This is a genomic window from Roseateles sp. YR242 (assembly GCF_900109745.1).
In the GTDB taxonomy this organism is placed as follows: Bacteria; Pseudomonadota; Gammaproteobacteria; order Burkholderiales; family Burkholderiaceae_C; genus Roseateles.
Genome location: NZ_FOAV01000021.1, coordinates 39,517 through 57,458 on the forward strand (window position 1 = coordinate 39,517; position 17,942 = coordinate 57,458).

17 protein-coding genes are annotated in these 17,942 nt (G+C 65.8%); 9 read left to right on the forward strand and 8 right to left on the reverse strand.

Features of this window, described 5'->3' with window-relative positions; translation table 11 throughout:
- On the reverse strand, window positions 1–888 hold the full coding sequence (locus BMY53_RS24145; protein ID WP_177201035.1) for a polyprenyl synthetase family protein: 888 nt from the start codon (window positions 886–888) through the stop codon (window positions 1–3).
- Complete coding sequence (gene xseB / locus BMY53_RS24150; protein ID WP_092949547.1) at window positions 889–1,161, reverse strand: exodeoxyribonuclease VII small subunit; 273 nt, start codon at window positions 1,159–1,161, stop codon at window positions 889–891.
- 383 nt (window positions 1,162–1,544) lie between these two features.
- Here xseB and BMY53_RS24155 point away from each other — a divergent pair, with 383 nt between their 5' ends.
- The 3 genes from BMY53_RS24155 (at window position 1,545) to BMY53_RS24165 (ending at window position 4,665) form a co-directional block, all read left to right on the forward strand.
- Window positions 1,545–2,663, forward strand: coding sequence for an aromatic ring-hydroxylating oxygenase subunit alpha (locus tag BMY53_RS24155; protein ID WP_092949549.1), 1,119 nt, complete (start codon window positions 1,545–1,547; stop codon window positions 2,661–2,663).
- A gap of 100 nt (window positions 2,664–2,763) precedes the next feature.
- Window positions 2,764–3,660, forward strand: coding sequence for a DMT family transporter (locus BMY53_RS24160; protein WP_177201036.1), 897 nt, complete (start codon window positions 2,764–2,766; stop codon window positions 3,658–3,660).
- A gap of 63 nt (window positions 3,661–3,723) precedes the next feature.
- On the forward strand, window positions 3,724–4,665 hold the full coding sequence (locus BMY53_RS24165; protein ID WP_092949551.1) for a sulfurtransferase: 942 nt from the start codon (window positions 3,724–3,726) through the stop codon (window positions 4,663–4,665).
- Window positions 4,666–4,669: 4 nt separating this feature from the next.
- On the opposite strand, the gene BMY53_RS24170 is transcribed toward BMY53_RS24165, so the two are convergent.
- The 3 genes from BMY53_RS24170 to BMY53_RS24180 all read right to left on the reverse strand — a co-directional run bounded on the left by BMY53_RS24170 (window position 4,670) and on the right by BMY53_RS24180 (window position 7,048).
- On the reverse strand, window positions 4,670–5,104 hold the full coding sequence (locus BMY53_RS24170) for a universal stress protein (RefSeq protein WP_092949553.1): 435 nt from the start codon (window positions 5,102–5,104) through the stop codon (window positions 4,670–4,672).
- A gap of 187 nt (window positions 5,105–5,291) precedes the next feature.
- Window positions 5,292–6,068: a ZIP family metal transporter gene (locus BMY53_RS24175; RefSeq protein ID WP_092949555.1), complete on the reverse strand. Its 777-nt coding sequence runs from the start codon at window positions 6,066–6,068 to the stop codon at window positions 5,292–5,294.
- A 110-nt stretch (window positions 6,069–6,178) separates the two neighbouring features.
- Window positions 6,179–7,048, reverse strand: coding sequence for a dienelactone hydrolase family protein (locus BMY53_RS24180; protein ID WP_092949557.1), 870 nt, complete (start codon window positions 7,046–7,048; stop codon window positions 6,179–6,181).
- Between the two features lie 146 nt (window positions 7,049–7,194).
- On the opposite strand from BMY53_RS24180, the gene ppx reads away from it, so the two are divergent.
- Window positions 7,195–8,706 (forward strand): exopolyphosphatase, encoded by a 1,512-nt coding sequence (gene ppx, locus BMY53_RS24185; protein ID WP_092949559.1) that lies wholly within the window; start codon window positions 7,195–7,197, stop codon window positions 8,704–8,706.
- A 235-nt stretch (window positions 8,707–8,941) separates the two neighbouring features.
- Here the strand turns inward: ppx and ppk1 are convergent, their stop codons facing one another.
- Window positions 8,942–11,038, reverse strand: a complete 2,097-nt coding sequence (gene ppk1, locus BMY53_RS24190) for a polyphosphate kinase 1 (RefSeq protein WP_255370361.1) — start codon at window positions 11,036–11,038, stop codon at window positions 8,942–8,944.
- A gap of 99 nt (window positions 11,039–11,137) precedes the next feature.
- Window positions 11,138–12,004, reverse strand: a complete 867-nt coding sequence (locus BMY53_RS24195) for a UDP-2,3-diacylglucosamine diphosphatase (protein ID WP_092949563.1) — start codon at window positions 12,002–12,004, stop codon at window positions 11,138–11,140.
- A gap of 64 nt (window positions 12,005–12,068) precedes the next feature.
- Between BMY53_RS24195 and BMY53_RS24200 the strand changes: the two genes are divergently transcribed.
- Entirely contained in the window at window positions 12,069–12,998 is a 930-nt protein-coding gene (locus BMY53_RS24200; RefSeq protein ID WP_092949565.1) for a hypothetical protein, read from the forward strand.
- A complete protein-coding gene (gene recJ / locus BMY53_RS24205) occupies window positions 12,995–14,746 on the forward strand; it encodes a single-stranded-DNA-specific exonuclease RecJ (protein ID WP_092949567.1) in 1,752 nt (583 codons plus the stop codon). The genes BMY53_RS24200 and recJ overlap by 4 nt, the downstream gene beginning before the upstream one ends.
- Before the next feature lie 49 nt (window positions 14,747–14,795).
- On the opposite strand, the gene trxC is transcribed toward recJ, so the two are convergent.
- A complete protein-coding gene (gene trxC, locus BMY53_RS24210) occupies window positions 14,796–15,248 on the reverse strand; it encodes a thioredoxin TrxC (RefSeq protein ID WP_177201038.1) in 453 nt (150 codons plus the stop codon).
- Between the two features lie 388 nt (window positions 15,249–15,636).
- On the opposite strand from trxC, the gene BMY53_RS24215 reads away from it, so the two are divergent.
- The 3 genes from BMY53_RS24215 to BMY53_RS24225 all read left to right on the forward strand — a co-directional run bounded on the left by BMY53_RS24215 (window position 15,637) and on the right by BMY53_RS24225 (window position 17,816).
- The gene (locus BMY53_RS24215; protein WP_092949569.1) at window positions 15,637–16,098 is read left to right on the forward strand and encodes a host attachment protein; all 462 of its coding nucleotides are present in this window, start codon (window positions 15,637–15,639) and stop codon (window positions 16,096–16,098) included.
- A 180-nt stretch (window positions 16,099–16,278) separates the two neighbouring features.
- A complete protein-coding gene (locus BMY53_RS24220) occupies window positions 16,279–17,154 on the forward strand; it encodes a 3',5'-nucleoside bisphosphate phosphatase (protein ID WP_092949604.1) in 876 nt (291 codons plus the stop codon).
- An 8-nt stretch (window positions 17,155–17,162) separates the two neighbouring features.
- On the forward strand, window positions 17,163–17,816 hold the full coding sequence (locus tag BMY53_RS24225) for an L-threonylcarbamoyladenylate synthase (protein ID WP_092949606.1): 654 nt from the start codon (window positions 17,163–17,165) through the stop codon (window positions 17,814–17,816).
- Window positions 17,817–17,942: the final 126 nt, after the last annotated feature.

The window sequence follows — 17,942 nt, forward strand, 5'->3', positions numbered from 1 at the left end:
TTAGTTGTCTCGTTCGACCACCTTGTCAGCCAGCAGGCTGAGCCAGGCGGTGTCGGCCAGGCCACTGTCGGCCAGAGCCTTGTGGGCCTGGTCGCGCAGTTGGTGCGCGTAGGCGCGCGCCGGCTCAAGGCCAAGGACGCTGACATAGGTGGGCTTGTTGCTGTCCTGATCCTTGCCAGCCGTCTTGCCCAGGACTTCGGAATCCTGGGTGACGTCAAGAATGTCGTCCACCACCTGGAAGGCCAGGCCGATGGCGGCACCGTAATCGCTCAATGCCTGCCACGCCACCTCACGGATGTCGCCACAGGCGGCACCCATCAGGACGCTGGCCTGCAGCAGCACGCCGGTCTTGCGGCGGTGCATGTCGCGCAGCTGGGTTTCGTCCAGCGGCTTGCCGACGCTGGCGAGGTCGATGGCCTGGCCACCGGCCATGCCGTCATACCCGCTGGCACGGGCCAGCAGGCGGCACAGCCGTGCCTGCAATGCGGGTGCGACACCAGTGTCCGGCGTCAGCACGTCAAAGGCCAGTGCCTGCATGGCGTCGCCCGCCAGCATGGCTTGGGCTTCTCCATATTGCACGTGCAAGGTCGGCTTGCCGCGGCGCAGGACGTCGTTGTCCATGCAGGGCATGTCGTCATGCGCCAACGAATAGGCGTGGATCAGCTCCACCGCGCAGGCCGACCGCAGGGCGGCTTCGCGTTCCCCCCCCACGGCTTCGGCGGCGGCCATCACCAGCAATGGGCGCAGGCGCTTGCCCGCCCCCAGAACCGCGTAACGCATGGCTTCGCCCAGACCCGCTGGCGCGCCTGGCGGCACCCAGGCCTCCAGGGCTTGTTCCACGTCCAGCAGGGCCCGCTTGACCCAGTGCTCGAACACTCCTGCATCCACTTATGCTTCTCCCCAAGGCCGCATTTCGCCGCCTTCCAACGCTTGTACTTGTTGTTCAACGGCCTGCAGACGGGTACGGCAGAACTTCAACAGTTCGGCGCCCCGCTGATAACTGGCCAACAACTGGTCCAGCGGCAATTGGCCAGCCTCCATCGACTGAATCAGCCGCTCCAGCTCGTCCACCGCCAGTTCATAACTGACGGGGTCGGAGCCGTTGGTGGGCTGAAGTGCCGAGGTGGCACTGGTCTGGGCGCTTGCGGAAGGCTTGCTCATTTCAAAACGCGAAAAAGGGGATTGTAAGCATCCCACCCTGATGCTCTATGACTAGACCAACGGGGGATGTGAATCGAACGCCACAAGCGTCATAGGAGGTAAGTTGCACCATTGTGGCGCAGCGACCTTCCGCCAGCGCAGGGCAATCCGAGGGCCTGGCGGGTCGCCGTGCGGGGTCGGGGCGGCCGGGTACAATCCCCGGTTCCCCTACGCGGCGGGTTGCTCTAGAAGCCAGGCCATGATCGCTCATTCCTGACTGGTCATTGCATGAGCGCTGAAGGCAGCCGTCGCGATTTTTCTTACACGTCCAACATTCCGGTTCGCCCGATCTGGGGGGTGGCTGGTCACGGTTGACATTGGTTTCTTGGAGACCCTCTTGGATCATGTCCGACCTGAGCATTTCTCTCAGCGCCCTTGAACGCAGCACGGCCCCCTCAGTCACCCAGCTGCCTGTCACTTCCTACTTCGATGAGGACCTGTTCCGTCGCGAACAGGAACTGATCTTCCAGCATGGCCCCCGTTATCTGGGGCACGCGCTTGCCGTGCCCGAGGTCGGTGACTATTACGCCCTCCCGCAGGAGGGTGAAGGCCGCGCGCTCGTGCGTAGCGCAGACGGCATCCAGCTCATTTCCAACATCTGCCGGCACCGGCAGGCGGTGATGTTGCGTGGGCGCGGCAACACGAGCAGCAACATCGTCTGCCCGTTGCACCGCTGGACCTACGACCTCAAGGGTGGGTTGGTGGGTGCGCCGCACTTCAAGCAGGACCCTTGCCTGCACCTGAATCGTTATGGCGTGCGGGAGTGGAACGGCCTGCTGTTTGAAGACAACGGGCGCGACATTGCGGCCGATCTGGCGGCCCTGGGTCCGCGAGGCGCGCTGGATTTCAGCGGCTACCAGCTTGACCGCATCCATGTCCACGAGTGTGACTACAACTGGAAGACCTTCATCGAGGTCTATCTGGAGGATTACCACGTGGGCCCGTTCCATCCGGGTCTGGGCCAGTTCGTCACCTGCGACGACCTGGCGTGGGAATTTGGCCGTGACTATTCCGTCCAGACGGTGGGCGTGAACAAGGCGCTGAGCAAGCCGGGGTCGGCTGTCTACGAAAAGTGGCACCAGCAGGTGCTGGGCTTCAATCAGGGCGAAGCGCCGCAGCAGGGTGCCATCTGGCTGACGTACTACCCCAACATCATGGTGGAGTGGTATCCCAACGTCCTGGTGATTTCCACCTTGTTCCCGCGAGGCCCGCAAAAGACAGCCAATATTGTCGAGTTCTATTACCCCGAGGAAATCGTCGCTTTCGAACGCGATTTCGTCGAGGCTCAGCAGGCCGCCTATATGGAAACCTGCGTGGAAGACGACGAGATTGCCATCCGCATGGATGCTGGCCGCAAGGCGCTGATGGACCGTGGCGACAACGAGGTGGGCCCTTACCAGTCCCCCATGGAAGACGGCATGAAGCACTTCCATGAGTGGTACCGGTCGCTGATGAAGCGCTGACCCCGCGGTCCGCACACCGCCCCGCCTCACACCGCTTCGACCTCCCCACCACGCCCTACCCTCCCGCCCCCTTCCATTTTGGGCAGAGAATCAGTCCCATATGTCTGCTTCCCTCTTGATGGTGTTGGCGACCCTGTTGTTCGCCACCATGGGCGTGTGCGTGAAACTGGCTTCGGCGCAATACAGCGCCGGCGAGATTGTCATGTACCGTGGTCTTGTCGGCACGATGTTCCTGTTCCTCGTGGCCAAGTCACAGGGGCTCCCGCTCAAGACCAAGGTGCCGGCCATGCACTTCTGGCGGAGTCTGTCCGGCGTCATCGCGCTGTCCCTGTGGTTTTATGCCATCAGCAAGCTGCCACTGGCCACGGCGATGACGCTGAACTACATGTCTTCCATCTGGATGGCCCTGTTCCTCATCGGCGGTGCTGTGATGATGGGGGGCGCTCGGGTGGATCCACGGCTCATTGCCACGGTGCTGTTGGGATTCGGGGGGGTGGCCCTCGTGTTGCGCCCCTCGATGGGCGACCAGCAGGTCTGGTACGGCCTGGCCGGCCTGGCCTCCGGCATGTTGTCGGCCATGGCCTACCTGCAGGTCACCTCGCTGGGTCGTGTCGGAGAACCTGAGTACCGGGTGGTCTTCTATTTTTCGATGGGCGGTGCTGTCGCCGGGGCGCTGGTCAGCCTGACCACGCCTGGTGGCTGGCATGCGCACACCTGGAAGGGTGGCCTGCTGCTGCTGGCCGTAGGCCTGCTCGCCACGGGGGCGCAATTGCTGATGACACGCGCCTATGGCACTGGCAAGCCGCTCGTCAACGCGTCGCTGCAATACCTGGGCATTGTGTTCTCGGCGCTGTATGGGGTGCTGCTGTTCGGCGATCTGCTGCCCTGGGAATCCTGGGCCGGGATTGGCCTGATCGTCACGGCGGGGCTGGGAGCGACACTACTGCGGGCTCGCAATACGCCCAAGGATGAGCAACACTCGGTCAGCGAATCCTGAACTTCTGTCAGCTTCCGCTTCACTCCCGTCACCTCTCGCCCGCCGTGACCCGACGCCTGCACCATGACTGACACTGCTTTCACCAGCCTGATCCATGTCGAGGCGCTGCGCGCGCAACTGGCGGCCCCGAAGCCGCCGCTGGTCATCGATGTGCGCTTCGACCTGGCCAACACCGCGCTGGGTGAAGAGCAGTACACCAAGGCCCACATTCCGGGCGCCCACTACCTGCACCTGGACCGCGACCTGAGCGGTCCGCGCCAGGTGGGCGACGTCTTCCATGGCCGGCACCCCCTGCCCGACCGTGAGGCCTTTGCGGCCCTGCTGCGTCGGCTCGGCCTGCGTACCGGCCAACAGGTGGTGGCTTATGACGGCGGGGACGGCATGTATGCCGCCCGTGTGTGGTGGATGCTGCGCTGGCTGGGCCATGACCGCGTGGCGGTGCTGGATGGGGGCTGGGCCGCGTGGCTGGCTGCGAACGGCACCACCACCGACGTCTGCCCCGAGGTCGGCAGCGAAGCCCGCACCAAGGCCGGTGCCAAGGCCGCCACCGAGAACATCCCCCAGACCGACCCTGCGGCACCGCTTCCAGCGCCCGGTGATTTCACCCCCGGCCCGTCGCTGGAGCAGCCCTGGAGCAAGCAGGAGCTCCTGGCCGGCCTGGGTCGCGTCCGGCTGGTGGACGCCCGTGCGGGAGAACGCTTCCGGGGCGAAGTGGAGCCGCTGGACCGTCAGGCTGGTCACATTCCCGGCGCCAGCCACCGCTTCTTCAAGTCCAACCTGGACGGCAACGGTCGCTTCAAGCCTGCGGAACTGCTCAAGGCGGAATTCCAGCAGGTGCTGGGTGGCTTCTCCGCGCAAGACACCGTCCATCAGTGTGGCTCAGGCGTCACCGCCTGCCACAACTTGCTGGCCATGCACCATGCGGGGCTGACCGGCAGCCGGCTCTACCCCGGCTCCTGGAGCGAGTGGAGCGCCGACCCGCGGCTGCCGTTGGCTCGGGGCTGATGGCTCAGCGCACCACCAGCAACGGGAACTCGCAGTGGCTCAGCACCTTCTGGGTTTCGCTGCCAAGCAGCAGTGCCTGGAAGCCCTTGCGGCCGTGCGAGGCCATCACCAGCAGGTCCGCATTGACCTGACGCGCGTGCTCGATGATGGCTTCCCAGGCATGTAGCGCCTCGACGCTGTGCGCCTGGGCTTCCACACCGGCCAGCTTGGCGGCCGTCAGCACATGGCTCAGGCGTTCCTGGGCGATGCGTTCCTGCGCATCAAAGAACTCCTGCGGCGGCGTGGGCTGCATTTCCGACACGGCGCTGTAGGGAAACGGCTCCTTCACGCTGATGGCAAAGAGCTTGGCGCCGTGATGCTTGGCCAGCTGGACGGCAGTGTCCACCGCCTTGCTGGTGATGTCGGAACCATCGGTGGGGATGAGGATGCGTTGAAACATGGCGGGCCTCCTTGATCAAGGGTTGATCAAACCAGAACAGGACCGGACCGCACGGCAATGGCCGTTCCAGGGCCATCGCATGGGGTCACGGCTTGACCTGAACAGTCTGGCGCCACCATGTTGCGCCCACCGTGACGAATGTCAATCGCATAGACCCTGGCCCCCGAACGATGGACAACGACGGACGTCAGTGGCTGTGCTTGCCGCCCACCACCACCAGCACAAAGGCGATGCCCACGCCCAGCCACAGCAGCTGCAATGCCGTGTCCTTCCACGGCAGGCGGCGCTGCAGCTGGGGGATCAGGTCGGCCACCGACACATACACAAAGCTACTGGAGGCGGCCACCAGCAGGTAGGGGAACATCGCCTCCCACGGGCCCACGATGAAATAACCCAGCAGGCCGCCGGCCACCGCCGCCAACCCGGAGATGGCATTGAAGAACAGTGCCTTGCGCCGCGAGAACCCGGCGTTGAGCAGCACGATGTAGTCGCCCACCTCCTGCGGAATCTCATGCGCGATGATGGCCATGGCCGTCACCCAGCCGAGGTGGTGGTCGGCCAGGAAGGCCGCAGCGATGATGATGCCGTCGCAGAAATTGTGGATGCTGTCGCCCACCAGCACCGACAGCCCGCCCCGGCCCGCCTGTTCGCGGTCGAAATGGTGGTGATGGTGGTGCCCGTCCCCTTCATGGTGGTGGGTGTGCCGGTACAGCTCGGCCTTCTCCAGCAGGAAGAAGAACATCAGCCCCCCCAGCAGCACCAGGAACAGCGTGTGGGGATCCGCGCCGGTCTCGAAAGCCTCGGGCAGCACGTGCAACAGCGCCGTGGACAGCAGCACGCCGGTCGAGAGGCTCACCAGATGCTTGACGATGCGGCCAAGCAGCCCCACGGTCAGCATGGCGGCCACGGTGACCGAGGCCACACCGCCCGCCAAGGTCACCAGCAGGATATAGAAGAGGGTCATGGACAAAAAAGGCGCACCACGGAGGGTGCGCCGGTATGGGATCTCAAAATTGTCTCAGACTCGTCAAGCCCCCTCGTTGCGTCCAGGCAGGGGGGCGAGCACCGCCCATCTCAGACGCCGTGCTTCTTGAACCAGGCCAGGCAATGTGCCCAGCCATCCTTGGCGGCTTCGGCCCGGTAGCTGGGGCGGTAGTCGGCATGGAAGGCGTGGCCGACTTCCTTGTAGACCACGAACTCGCTGGCCTTGGCGGCGGCGCTGCCCTGCTGCAGGGCTTCCTGCATGGCGGCAACGCTGGAGAGCGGAATCCCGCCATCCTGACCGCCATACAGGCCCAGCACTGGCGCTTTGAGCTGGCCCACGACATCGATGGGGTGCTTGGGCGTCAGCGGGGTGGAGTTGCCCTGCAGGCGGCCGTACCAGGCCACGCCCGCCTTCACGGCCGGGTTGTGGGCAGCGTACAGCCAGGTGATGCGGCCGCCCCAGCAAAAGCCGGTGATACCCAGGTGGCCGGTGTCGCCGCCACCGGCCTTGGCCCAGGCCACGGTGGCGTCCAGGTCGCGCAGCACCTGCTCGTCCGGCACCTTGCTGATGATCTCGGCCATCAGGCGGCTGACGTCCGGCACGGCCTTGGCGTCGCCCTGGCGCACGAACAGCTCAGGCGCGATGGCGAAGTAACCCAGCTTGGCGAAGCGGCGTGCCACATCAGCGATGTGCTCATGCACGCCGAAGATCTCGCTGATCACGAGGATCACGGGCGCGCGTTTCTTGCCGGCGGGGCGGGCAGCGTACGCCGGCAGCTTGAAATCCCCCACGGGGATGCTCACGGGGCCGGCTTCCAGGCCTTCGGTATCGGTGGTGATGGTCTGGGCGCTCACCGGCAGCACGGCGGCGGCGAAGCCGCTGCCCACGGCGGTGCCCACGAAATCGCGGCGGCTGAACGAGCGCTTGGGCACCAGGCTGTCGAAGTCTTCGGTCGTCATGCAAGTCTCCTTGGGTCGGTCAGCCGCGCACCGCTTCGGCGCGCGGACAGGTTGGAATACAACGAGGGACGCGTACGGCTCGCCGCATTCTATGGAAAAGGGGGACGTCACCAAGCAGACCTCGAATCCCCGCGACAATCCCCGCCATGAATCAAGCGCAAGTGCCCCCCATCCTGGCCGCCATCGACATGGGCTCCAACAGCTTCCGGCTGGAGATTGCCCATCTGCTGCATGGCCAGTACCGGCGCCAGGACTATCTGAAGGAAACCGTGCGCCTGGGCGCCGGCCTGGATGCGCAGAGCATGCTTACCGAGGAGGCGACCGAACGCGGCCTGGCCTGTCTGCGCCGCTTTGCCGCCCGGCTCGAAGGCGTGCCGCTGCGCCAGGTGCGTGCGGTGGCCACCCAGACCCTGCGCGAGGCCCGCAACCGCAACGCCTTCCTGGAACGTGCGCAGAAAGTGTTGGGTTATCCGATCGAAGTCATCTCCGGCCGTGAAGAGGCCCGACTCATCTATGCCGGCGTGTGCCGGCTGCAGGCATCCGAGGATCCGCGTCTGGTCATCGACATTGGCGGGCGTTCCACCGAGATGATCCTGGGGCGCGGCACCCAGCCGTTGAAGGCGGAGTCCTTCCAGGTGGGCAGCGTCAGCCTGTCCATGCGTTTCTTCCCGGACGGCCGTTTCACCGCCGAGGCCTTCCGCGCGGCCCAGGTGGCCGCGGGTGCCGAGCTGGAAGAGGCGCTCACGCAATTCGCCCGCCATACCGCACAGCCTCGCTGGCGGGCTGCGCTGGGCTCTTCGGGCACCGTGGGTGCGGTGGCCCAGATCCTGGCGGCCAACAATGTCTCGGACGGCAGCATCACGCTGGACGGCCTGCGCTGGTGCATCCAGCAATGTCTGGAGGCTGGGCATGTGGAGGCCCTCAAGATCGCCGGCCTGAAAGAGGACCGCCGCGCGGTGGTGGCGGGTGGCTTGTGCATTCTGTACACGCTGCTGACCCACTTCGACATTGACCGCCTGGCGCCCGCCAAGGGCGCCTTGCGCCAGGGGGTGGTGTTTGATCTTGCGGAACGTCTGGACCCGTCCCTGCTGGGGACGGGGCGGGACATGCGGGAGCAGTCGGTGGCCGAGCTGCAACGGCGTTTTGCTGTGGACCGCGCACAGGCACAACGTGTGCGCGAGGTTTCGCAGCAGCTCCACGCGCAGTTGTTGCCCAAGGCAGATGAAGAGCAGCGGCGTGAGCTGGGCTGGGCGGCCGCCCTGCACGAGATTGGCATGATGGTTTCGCATCACGACTTCCACCGCCACAGTGCCTACCTGCTCTCCCATGTAGACGCACCAGGCTTCTCGCAAAGCCAGCTGCGCCGCCTGGGCGACCTGGCCATGGGCCAGCGGGGGGGGTTGCGCAAGCTGGATGACCAGTTGCAGGACGAAGGCCTGATGTGGCAGTTGCTCTCACTGCGCCTGGCGGCCATCAAATGCCACGCCCGGGGCCTGGTGGACGCGTCTGCCATGCAACTGGCCCGGCAAGGCCAGCAGGTCACCATCCGCATGAACAAGGGATGGGCAGACGCGCACCCACGCGCGCACTACCTTCTGCGCGAAGAACAGGAAGCCTGGGCCAAACTCGGCCGCCTCAAGCTCACGCTCGAGGCCTGAGGCCCAGCCAAGCTCATCGCACCCATTGGCCGCAAGGCGCGCCGAACGCCTCCAACGCGTCCAACGCGTCTAACGCCATTCCCGCACCTCGCTGCGTACCAGCCGTGTTCAACGCACCTGCTGGCCACAAGGCGCGCCGAACGCGCGAAGCGCCGTTCAAGCGGGGCTCTGATACGCGCAGAGGGCCGCCGCCGGGCCGCCCCAAGGCGGCCCGCAGCCCCCTAGGAACCTCTGCCTAGGGGGGCGGGATGGTCGGGCCCGAGGCCCGGCCATCCGGGGGCACCATCTCCCTGTACAGGTGCATCAGGGCCTGTTGGGCGCTGATACCGTCTTCATCCCTGATCCGCTGTGAGGTGCCATCCGGGCCCAGTTGCCAGGCATCCTTGGTGTCGTGCAGATACGGCACCAGACCTTCGTCAATCACGCGCTGGCGCAGCTTGGGGTCCAGCACCGGCCAGGCCACCTCGATGCGGCGCAGCATGTTGCGGCTCATCCAGTCCGCACTGGAGAGATACAGCGCCTCGTCCCGCTCGCTCGGGCCCCAGCGGAAATAGAAGATGCGGGAGTGCTCCAGAAAGCGGCCCACCACCGAGCGCACCACGATGTTGTCGGTGAGCTCGGGCAACCCGGGCGGCAGCATGCAGGCGCCGCGCACGATCAGATCGATACGGGCCCCTGCCCGGCCCGCACTGATCAGCGCATTGATCAGCTCCGCATCGGTCAGCGCATTGATCTTCAGCACCACGCGTGCAGGCTCACCCCGTTGGGCTGCGGCCTGCACCTGCCCCAGCGTCTCGCACATCACGCGGTGCAGGTTGAAGGGTGCCAGCAGCAGCTTGCGCGGCGCCTTGAAGGTGGAGAGTGACGCGAGTTGACGGAACACCAGGTCCATGTCGCCGGTCAGGTCGGCATCCGCCGTGAGGTAACCGATGTCGGTGTAAAAACGCGCCGTCCGCGGGTTGTAGTTGCCGGTGGAGAGGTGGCCGTAGCGCCGCAGGCGGCCGCCTTCGCGCCGGGTGATGAGCATCAGCTTCGCATGGGTCTTGAGCCCCACGATGCCGTAGACCACCTGCGCACCCACCGCTTCCAGCCGCTCGGCCCAATTGATGTTGGCTTCCTCGTCAAACCGGGCCTTGAGCTCCACCACGGCCAGCACTTCCTTGCCACGACGGGCCGCCTCGATCAGCAGGTCCGCCAGTACCGACTGACTGCCGGTGCGGTAGATGGTCTGTTTGATGGCCAGCACGTCCGGGTCTTCAACGGCCTCACGCAGCAACTGCACCACCGGGTCGAAACTCTCGAAGGGGTGATGCAGCAGGACATCGCCTTTGGCGCGCAGCTTGTCCAGGATGGATTTGCCACGCGGCAGCCGGCCGGTCGGCCAACTGGGTTCGTAGGGCTGAAAGCGCAGGTCGTCCGCATCGGTCTGGTCGATCAGCTCATTGAGCCGCACCAGGTTCACCGGTCCGTTCACCCGGTAAAGCGCCGCTTCGGGCAATGCGAACTGCTCCAGCAGGAAGCGGGAGAGCTCCTCCGGGCAGGTGTTGACCACCTCCAGCCGGACGGCGCGGCCAAAGTGCCGCGTGGTCAGCCCGGAGCGCAGCGCGTGGCGCAGGTTGGCAATCTCTTCCTCATCCACTTCCAGGTCGGAATCGCGGGTGACGCGGAACTGGGAGAAGGCTTCCACCTGACGGCCGGGGAACAGCTCGTCCAGGTGGGCCCGGATCACGCTGGTGAGCAGCACAAAGCTCTGCTTGCCTGCGCTCACGTGGGCGGGCAGCTTGATGACGCGGGGCAGCACCCGCGGCACCTTGACGATGGCGATGCGGGTGTCTCGACCCAACGCGTCCTTGCCGGAGAGCCGGGCCACGAAATGCAGGGACTTGTTGGCCACCTGCGGGAAGGGATGGGCCGGGTCCAGGCCCACCGGCACCAGCAGCGGCCGCACCTCGCGCTCGAAGAATTTGGCGACCCAGGCGCGTTGCTCCTCGTTGCGATCCGCATGGTTCAGGATCTGGATGTTGTGCTCGCGCAGGGCGGGCATCACCTGGTCGTTGAACACGGCGTATTGCAGGTCGATCAGCTCATGCGCGGCGCGCGCCACACGCTCGATGTCCCGCGAGGTGACCAGGCCGCTGCCGTCATGCTGGGCATCCAGCATGTCGGCGAACCTGACCTCGCAGAATTCGTCCAGGTTGGACGAGACGATGCAGATATATCGGAGCCGTTCCAGCAGAGGCACGTCCTGGCGCTGGGCCTGGGCCAGGACGCGACGGTTGAACTCGAGGATGGCTTGTTCGCGATTAAGCAGTTGCACAGCGGGCGCGGTCATGAAACCCATTCTATGAAGGTATCGTGACAGTCCAATGACCCCCGAAAGAGCCATGGCCGGACGGTCAACCGGCGGCGGCGGCCGGTGCCGCTCGCTGCCTCAGGCGGGTGTGCGCAGCGCCTGTGCCACGGTGTTGGCATCGGACTCGGCGCGCTCGCGCTGGCGCGCGCCCCAGTCCAGGATCTCCAGGTGGCCATCCGGATGCTCCACCAGGGCCGTGAGGCTTTCCACCCAGTCGCCGTCATTGGCGTAGAGGATGCCGTCGATGTCGCGCAGTTCGGCATGGTGGATGTGTCCACACACAACCCCCTGCACGCCCCGCTTGCGAGCCTCCTTGGCCAACGCTTCCTCGAAGTCGTTGAGGTAGGACACCGCGCGCTTCACCTTGAGCTTCAGATATTTGCTCAGGCTCCAGTACGGCAGCCCCAGGCGGGCACGCAGCGAATTGAGGTGGCGGTTCAATCTCAGCGTGAACTCGTAGGCCGTGTCCCCCACGTGGGCCAACCATTTGGCGCACTGGATCACCCCGTCGAACAGGTCACCGTGGGTGACCCACAGCTTGCGGCCGTCGGCGGTTTCATGGATCCATTCATGGGCCACCTCGATGCCACCGAAGCTGTGGTTCAGGTACTTGCGAGCGAACTCATCATGGTTACCCGGCACATAGATCACCCGACATCCCTTGCGCGCCTTGCGCAGCAGCTTCTGCACCACATCGTTGTGGGCCTGGGGCCAGTACCAACTGCGACGCAGTTGCCAACCGTCCACGATATCGCCCACCAGGAACAATTGCTCGCACTCCACTTCCCGCAGGAACTCCAGCAGGGCGCGGGCCTGGCAGCCCGGCGTGCCCAGGTGCAGGTCTGAAATCCACACTGTGCGAACACGGATGGACCCGCTCTCCTCCGCCTCAGCGACGGGGGGCGGGTTCGATACTGCGGCGGCCAGAAGTGTGTCGGTCAGCATGGCCCCACAGCTTGCGGATGTCTCGTGAAAGCTTGATGACCGTCACCCACCGATAATCACTGCCATGCACTTGTTGATCTCCCATGCCAGCGCGCAGGAGCCGCACGTTGAAGCGGCCTTGCGCGAACTGGAACTACCGGCCCTCAGCCAGTTGCTGGGCCTGTTGACGGCCACTGAAACGCTGGGGGACGACGACCATGCGCCCCTGCCGCCGCACGAACTCGCGCTGGCCCGCTTGCGGGGCGTGGACGACGACGCCCTGCCCGTGGCAGCCTGGCGGCTGCGTGACGCGGGCGTAGCGCCGGGGGATGCCGCCTGGGCGCTGGTGACGCCCATTCATCTGGCGGTGGGCGCCGATCAGGTCACGGCATTGGCGCCTGCCACGCTGGGCCTGACCGAGGACGAATCGCGCGCCTTCCTGGAAGCGCTGACACCGGAGGTCTTCCCGGCGGCGCAAGGCTGGGCCACCCGCTGGCTGGCGGTGGACACCTGGGCGGTGTCGCACCCGTCGCTGGACGGCCAGATGGCCGCGAGCCTGGATCGCATCCTGAACCGTGCGGTGGAGACCTGGATGCCGACGTCTCGGCCGCTGCGGACCTTGTTGAACGAATTGCAGATGGTGTTGCACGACCTGCCGTTGAACCAGGCGCGTGACACACGGGGTCTGCGTCCGGTGAATGCGGCGTGGGTGAGTGGCTGCGGCCGGGACCGTGGGCATGCCCTGCCGGCGGACCTGCTGGTGGACACGCGCTTGCGTGAGCCCATGCTGGCGGGTGACCTGTACGCCTGGAGCGAGTCCTGGAAGGCGCTGGATGCAGGGCTGTTGTCAGAGGCGCTGCATCATGTGCGTGGGGGCGGTGCCCTGCAGCTCACCTTGTGCGGTGAGCGGGCGGCCTGCCGTTGGGAGCGGCGTCCGGCGGGTGGCTGGCAGCGCTTGAAGGAACGATTTTCCGCACCGCAGGTGCAGGTGGCAAAAGCCTTGGAGGCCTTGTGAGCGCATCTCCGCACAGCCCGCGCATTCTGACGCGTGACGTTCCGGCGGATCCGGCATTGGCACTGCAGCAGGCGGGCTTGTCGCCCCTGCTGTCGCGGCTGCTGGCCTCGCGCGGAGTGGTCTCGGCGCAGGAGCTCGATGCCGATCTCAAGCATCTGGTCCCGCCGGACGGCCTGTTGGGCATCCAGGCGGCCGCCACGCTGCTGGCCGACACGCTGGCGGCCGGCGAACGCATCTGCGTGGTGGCCGATTACGACTGCGATGGTGCCACTGCCTGCGCGGTCATGTTGCGTGGGCTGGCGATGCTGGGGGCAGCGCCGGGCAGCGTCTCTTATGTGGTGCCGGACCGGGCGGTGCATGGTTACGGGCTGACGCCGACCATTGTGGACCTGGCGATGCAGCATCAGCCGCGCCTGCTGGTGACGGTGGACAACGGCATTGCCAGCCATGCGGGTGTGGCGCATGCGCGTGCATTGGGCCTGAAGGTGTTGGTGACCGACCATCACCTGCCAGCCATTGATGCGGATGGGGTGGCGACCGTGCCGGAGGCGGATGCGCTGGTGAACCCGAACCAGCCGGGTTGCACGTTCCCGAGCAAGAACATGGCGGGGGTGGGTGTGGCCTTCTATGTCTTGCTGGCCTTGCGCGGCGAATTGCGTCGCAGGGGTGCGTACACGGATGGCGTGCAGCCCCGGCTGGATGTGTTGCTGGACCTGGTGGCGCTGGGCACGGTGGCGGACGTGGTGAAGCTGGATGCCAACAACCGCCGGCTGGTGGCGCAGGGTTTGCGGCGCATGCGCGCGGGGCGGATGCAGCCGGGTGTAGCGGCCTTGTTCACGGCGGCGGCGCGGGACGCGTTGCGGGCCAACAGTTTCGATCTGGGGTTTGCCTTGGGGCCGCGCATCAATGCGGCGGGACGGCTGGCCGACATGACGATGGGGATCACCTGCCTGACGACCGAGGACAGTGATCAGGCGTTGACGCTGGCCAAGGAGCTGGACCGCATCAATCGGGAGCGGCGCGAGATCGAGGCGGGCATGCAGGAGCAGGCGTTGGCGCTGCTGGATCGGCTGATGGATGACCCGCGGCTGAAGGGTGCACCGCCGCCGGCGCTGGCGCTGTTTGATGAAGATTTCCACGAAGGGGTGGTGGGGATCGTGGCGTCGCGCATCAAGGACCGGCTGCATCGGCCGGTGTTTGTCTTTGCGCGCGGTGCTGACGGGCAACTGAAGGGCTCGGGGCGGTCGATTCCCGGCTTCCATCTGCGGGATGCGCTGGATCTGGTGTCCAAGCGCCACCCCGACCTGCTGAGGAAGTTTGGGGGGCACGCCATGGCTGCGGGCTGCACCTTGGCGCCAGGGGGCGTGGAGGCCTTTGCGGCTGCGTTTGAGCGGGTGGCTGGCGAGTGGCTGGATGAAGCCTCACTGACCCGGACCTTGCGCACGGATGGCCCGCTGCCCCCGGACGCCTTCTGTGCGGAGACGGTCCAGGAGCTTGAAGCCCAGGTCTGGGGTCAGGCCTTTGAAGCGCCGTTGTTCTGTGACCAGGTGCAGGTCATTCACCAACGGATCGTGGGGGAGCGGCATCTCAAGCTGCGGCTGCGTCAGGGAGCGCTGTTGAGGGATGCGATCTGGTTTGGGCGCACCGAGTCGCTACCGGACCTGGTCACCTTGGCTTATCGGCTCACCTTGGATGAGTACCAGGGGCAGCAGCGGGTGCAGATGGTGGTGGAGGCGATGGCGGACTAGGGAAGCGCTGCACAGCGCCCGCCAGCCGAGGTGGCTCCGGGCGCGCCTCTCAGGCGCCCAACGAACGGCGCACCCAATCCACGATGGCTTGGGCGGGCATGGCGCCGGCTTGACGCGCCACCTCCTGGCCATCGAGGAACAGCAGCAGCGTGGGAATGCTGCGAATGGCGTACTGAGCGCTTTGCTGCGGGGCCAGGTCGGTATCGAGCTTGATGAAGCGCACTTCGGGCAGGGCGCTGGCGGCCTTTTCGAAATGTGGCGCCATGCTGCGGCAGGGCCCGCACCAGGCGGCCCAGCAGTCCACGACCACGGGCAGCTCTGTGCCGGCCACATAGCGATCGAATATCTCGGCCGAGACGTCCATGGGTTTGGCGGCCATCAATGGCGTGCTGCAGTTTCCGCAGTCTGGCGATTCCGCCAGACGCTCGCGCGGAACACGATTCTTTGCACCGCAGGAAGGGCAGACGATATGCAGGCTCACGGTATTGGTGTCGGTATCCATGTTCAGTCCTCGTAACGCTCAATGCTCAACGCGCAGGCGGCAATTCAGATGCCACATCATGCGCTCAAGTGCTGCAGAGCGAATCTCCCAATTGGTTCAGTTGCATGCGAGCCCACGGTCATCATGACCCCTCTCGTTGAAGTCGTGAACATACTCAATTCAGGAAATCACTGGCCCGGGGGTATTTGCGTAAGTATCAGGAGGAGCCCCGGAGGGGCGGGGGACATGGCGCAAATACCTCCGGGCCGGTGATTTCCGAGCGCAGTCAAAGACCCCCACGTTTGACGCCAATCAAACAGGTACGCCCCTTGCCACCCCAGAATCAAGCCGGACACCCCCATGTCCATCTTGATCAACGAAACCAAACGAGACAACGAAAGGCCCCACCATGCCGAACTACAAGGATGACGGAAAACTATTCGTACTGGTTGCGGATGAAGGCGTTGCGCGGCTGCTGAAGCTGCCGGAAGAAGGTGGCGACCTGGAGGATGTGACCACGCTCACGGATGCGGCAGCCCATGCCGACAAGGCCGATCTGCGCCGTGATGCGGAGGGCCGCCGGGGCAACAGTACGACATCTTCCGCCGGTGTTGATGAACTTCACCAGGAGGCGATCAGCTTCTCCACCCGCGTCGCCCGAACCCTGGATGATGGATTCAACAACGGTGACTTTACGCAACTCCGCATCGTTGCCGCGCCCCGCTTCCTGGGCCTGCTGCGCAAGGCGCTGAGCCCGCAGGTCACCAAGCTCGTGCTGGACGAGACCAATGTGGACGTCGTCCATGAAAGCCTGGGCGCCCTGACCTCCCGCCTCTTCCCCGAGCGGGACTTCAGCCAGCGCAAACCCTGAGTGTCGCGGGCCGCGTGTTGCCCACTGCGGCGCCGGCCCGCGCCGGTTTTTTGCCGCCCGCCGACGCTCATTAAACAGCGCTGACGGCACGCCTATCGCGAGCCTCCTAGAATCGGTCGTGTGAACACCCCCCTGCCTGCCGACCCCACACCGCCCGCAGCCCCCCCCGCCCGGGCGCCTCTGCACGCGCTCTCCAATGCGGACCTGCACTGCCACTCCGTGGTGTCGGACGGCACACTCACCCCGGAACTCCTCGCCGCCCGCGCCAAGGCGCACGGCGTGGAACTCTGGGCCTTGACCGATCACGACGAGGTCGGGGGCCAAGAGCGCGCCCTGGCGGCCGCCCGAGCGCAAGGCCTGCCCTACCTCACCGGCGTGGAAATCTCGGTGACCTTCGCCACCAAGGTGGTGCACATCGTGGGCTTGGGTTTCGACCACCACAACGAACAACTCGTGAACGGGCTGCGCGCCACACGTGGCGGCCGGGGCGCCCGCGCCCGCGAAATGTCCGAAGGGCTGGCGCAAGTGGGCATCCTGGGCGCCTACGAAGGTGCCCTCAGATATGCCGGCAACCCCGAGCTGATCTCCCGAACCCACTTCGCCCGCTTCCTGGTCGAGACCGGCCAGTGCTACGACGTGCCTGAGGTCTTCCGCCGCTACCTCACCGAAGGCAAACCCGGCTACGTCCCCCACCGATGGGCCTCGCTGGGGGACACCGTCCGCTGGATCCGCGAGGCGGGCGGCATGGCCGTCATCGCCCACCCGGGCCGCTACGGCTTCACACCCACCGAGGAATACGCGCTGATCACCGAATTCATCGGCCACGGCGGGCGCGGCATCGAGGTGGTCACCGGTAGCCACTCGGCCGCCGACATCCTTCAATACACCGACACAGCGCTCGAATTCAACCTGCTGGCCTCACGTGGATCCGATTTCCACAGCCCCGAGGAAAGCCGGGTGGATGTCGGCAAGCTGGGCGAACATCTCTCGGGCAAGCTCCAACCGGTCTGGACCGCACTCAGCGACCGGATCCATTGGCCTCCATCAGCCCACTGACACCCACCATGGCCCAGATCTTCGAAGTCCACCCCGACAATCCCCAGGCCCGCTTCCTGCGGCAAGCGGCGCAGATCCTGGACCAGGGCGGCATCGGTGCCATCCCCACCGACTCCAGCTACGCGCTGGTCTGCCGCCTGGACGACAAGGCCGCCGCCGAGGCCCTGCGCCGCATCCGCGGCGTGGACGACAAACACCACATGACCCTGCTGTGCCGCGACCTCAGCGAGCTGGGCAGCTATGCCCGCGTGGACAACAAGCAGTACCGCCTGCTCAAGAACGCCACGCCAGGCCGCTTCACCTTCATCCTGGAGGCCACCAAGGAAGTGCCCCGGCGCCTCTCGCATCCCTCGCGCCGCACCATCGGCCTGCGGGTGCCGGACCACCGCGTCACCCAGGAACTGCTGGCGCTCATTGGCCAGCCGCTGCTGGCCACCACGCTGATCCCGCCCGGCGAGAAGGAGCCGCTCAATGACCCGGAGGAGATCACGCACCGCTACGACAAGCTGATCCAGGTCATCATCAACGGCGGCGCCTGCGCCATGCAGCCCACCACCGTGGTTGACCTCACGGCAGACCAGCCCGTGCTGGTGCGGCTGGGCGGCGGAGATCCCTCCCGGCTGGGGCTCGAAGTGCTGGAAGCGGAAGAAGAGGACGCCTGAGCCAGACGAAAAAAGCCTCGCAGAGCGAGGCTTTTTGCAGATCACGCGCTGGTGAGGCGTAGATCAAGCGCCGATCAAGGGTCGATCAAGCACCGACCGGTCGCCGATCAAGCGCACTTCATGCGC

Coding starts and splice junctions, on each gene's coding strand:
- xseB (WP_092949547.1), bottom strand. CDS start 1,161: ATGAGCAAGCCTTCCGCAAGCGCCCAGACCAGTGCCACCTCGGCACTT.
- BMY53_RS24170 (WP_092949553.1), bottom strand. CDS start 5,104: ATGTTTCAACGCATCCTCATCCCCACCGATGGTTCCGACATCACCAGC.
- BMY53_RS24200 (WP_092949565.1), top strand. CDS start 12,069: ATGCACTTGTTGATCTCCCATGCCAGCGCGCAGGAGCCGCACGTTGAA.
- BMY53_RS24215 (WP_092949569.1), top strand. CDS start 15,637: ATGCCGAACTACAAGGATGACGGAAAACTATTCGTACTGGTTGCGGAT.
- trxC (WP_177201038.1), bottom strand. CDS start 15,248: ATGGATACCGACACCAATACCGTGAGCCTGCATATCGTCTGCCCTTCC.
- BMY53_RS24180 (WP_092949557.1), bottom strand. CDS start 7,048: ATGACGACCGAAGACTTCGACAGCCTGGTGCCCAAGCGCTCGTTCAGC.
- BMY53_RS24155 (WP_092949549.1), top strand. CDS start 1,545: ATGTCCGACCTGAGCATTTCTCTCAGCGCCCTTGAACGCAGCACGGCC.
- BMY53_RS24225 (WP_092949606.1), top strand. CDS start 17,163: ATGGCCCAGATCTTCGAAGTCCACCCCGACAATCCCCAGGCCCGCTTC.
- BMY53_RS24160 (WP_177201036.1), top strand. CDS start 2,764: ATGTCTGCTTCCCTCTTGATGGTGTTGGCGACCCTGTTGTTCGCCACC.
- BMY53_RS24195 (WP_092949563.1), bottom strand. CDS start 12,004: ATGCTGACCGACACACTTCTGGCCGCCGCAGTATCGAACCCGCCCCCC.
- BMY53_RS24165 (WP_092949551.1), top strand. CDS start 3,724: ATGACTGACACTGCTTTCACCAGCCTGATCCATGTCGAGGCGCTGCGC.
- BMY53_RS24175 (WP_092949555.1), bottom strand. CDS start 6,068: ATGACCCTCTTCTATATCCTGCTGGTGACCTTGGCGGGCGGTGTGGCC.
- ppx (WP_092949559.1), top strand. CDS start 7,195: ATGAATCAAGCGCAAGTGCCCCCCATCCTGGCCGCCATCGACATGGGC.
- ppk1 (WP_255370361.1), bottom strand. CDS start 11,038: ATGACCGCGCCCGCTGTGCAACTGCTTAATCGCGAACAAGCCATCCTC.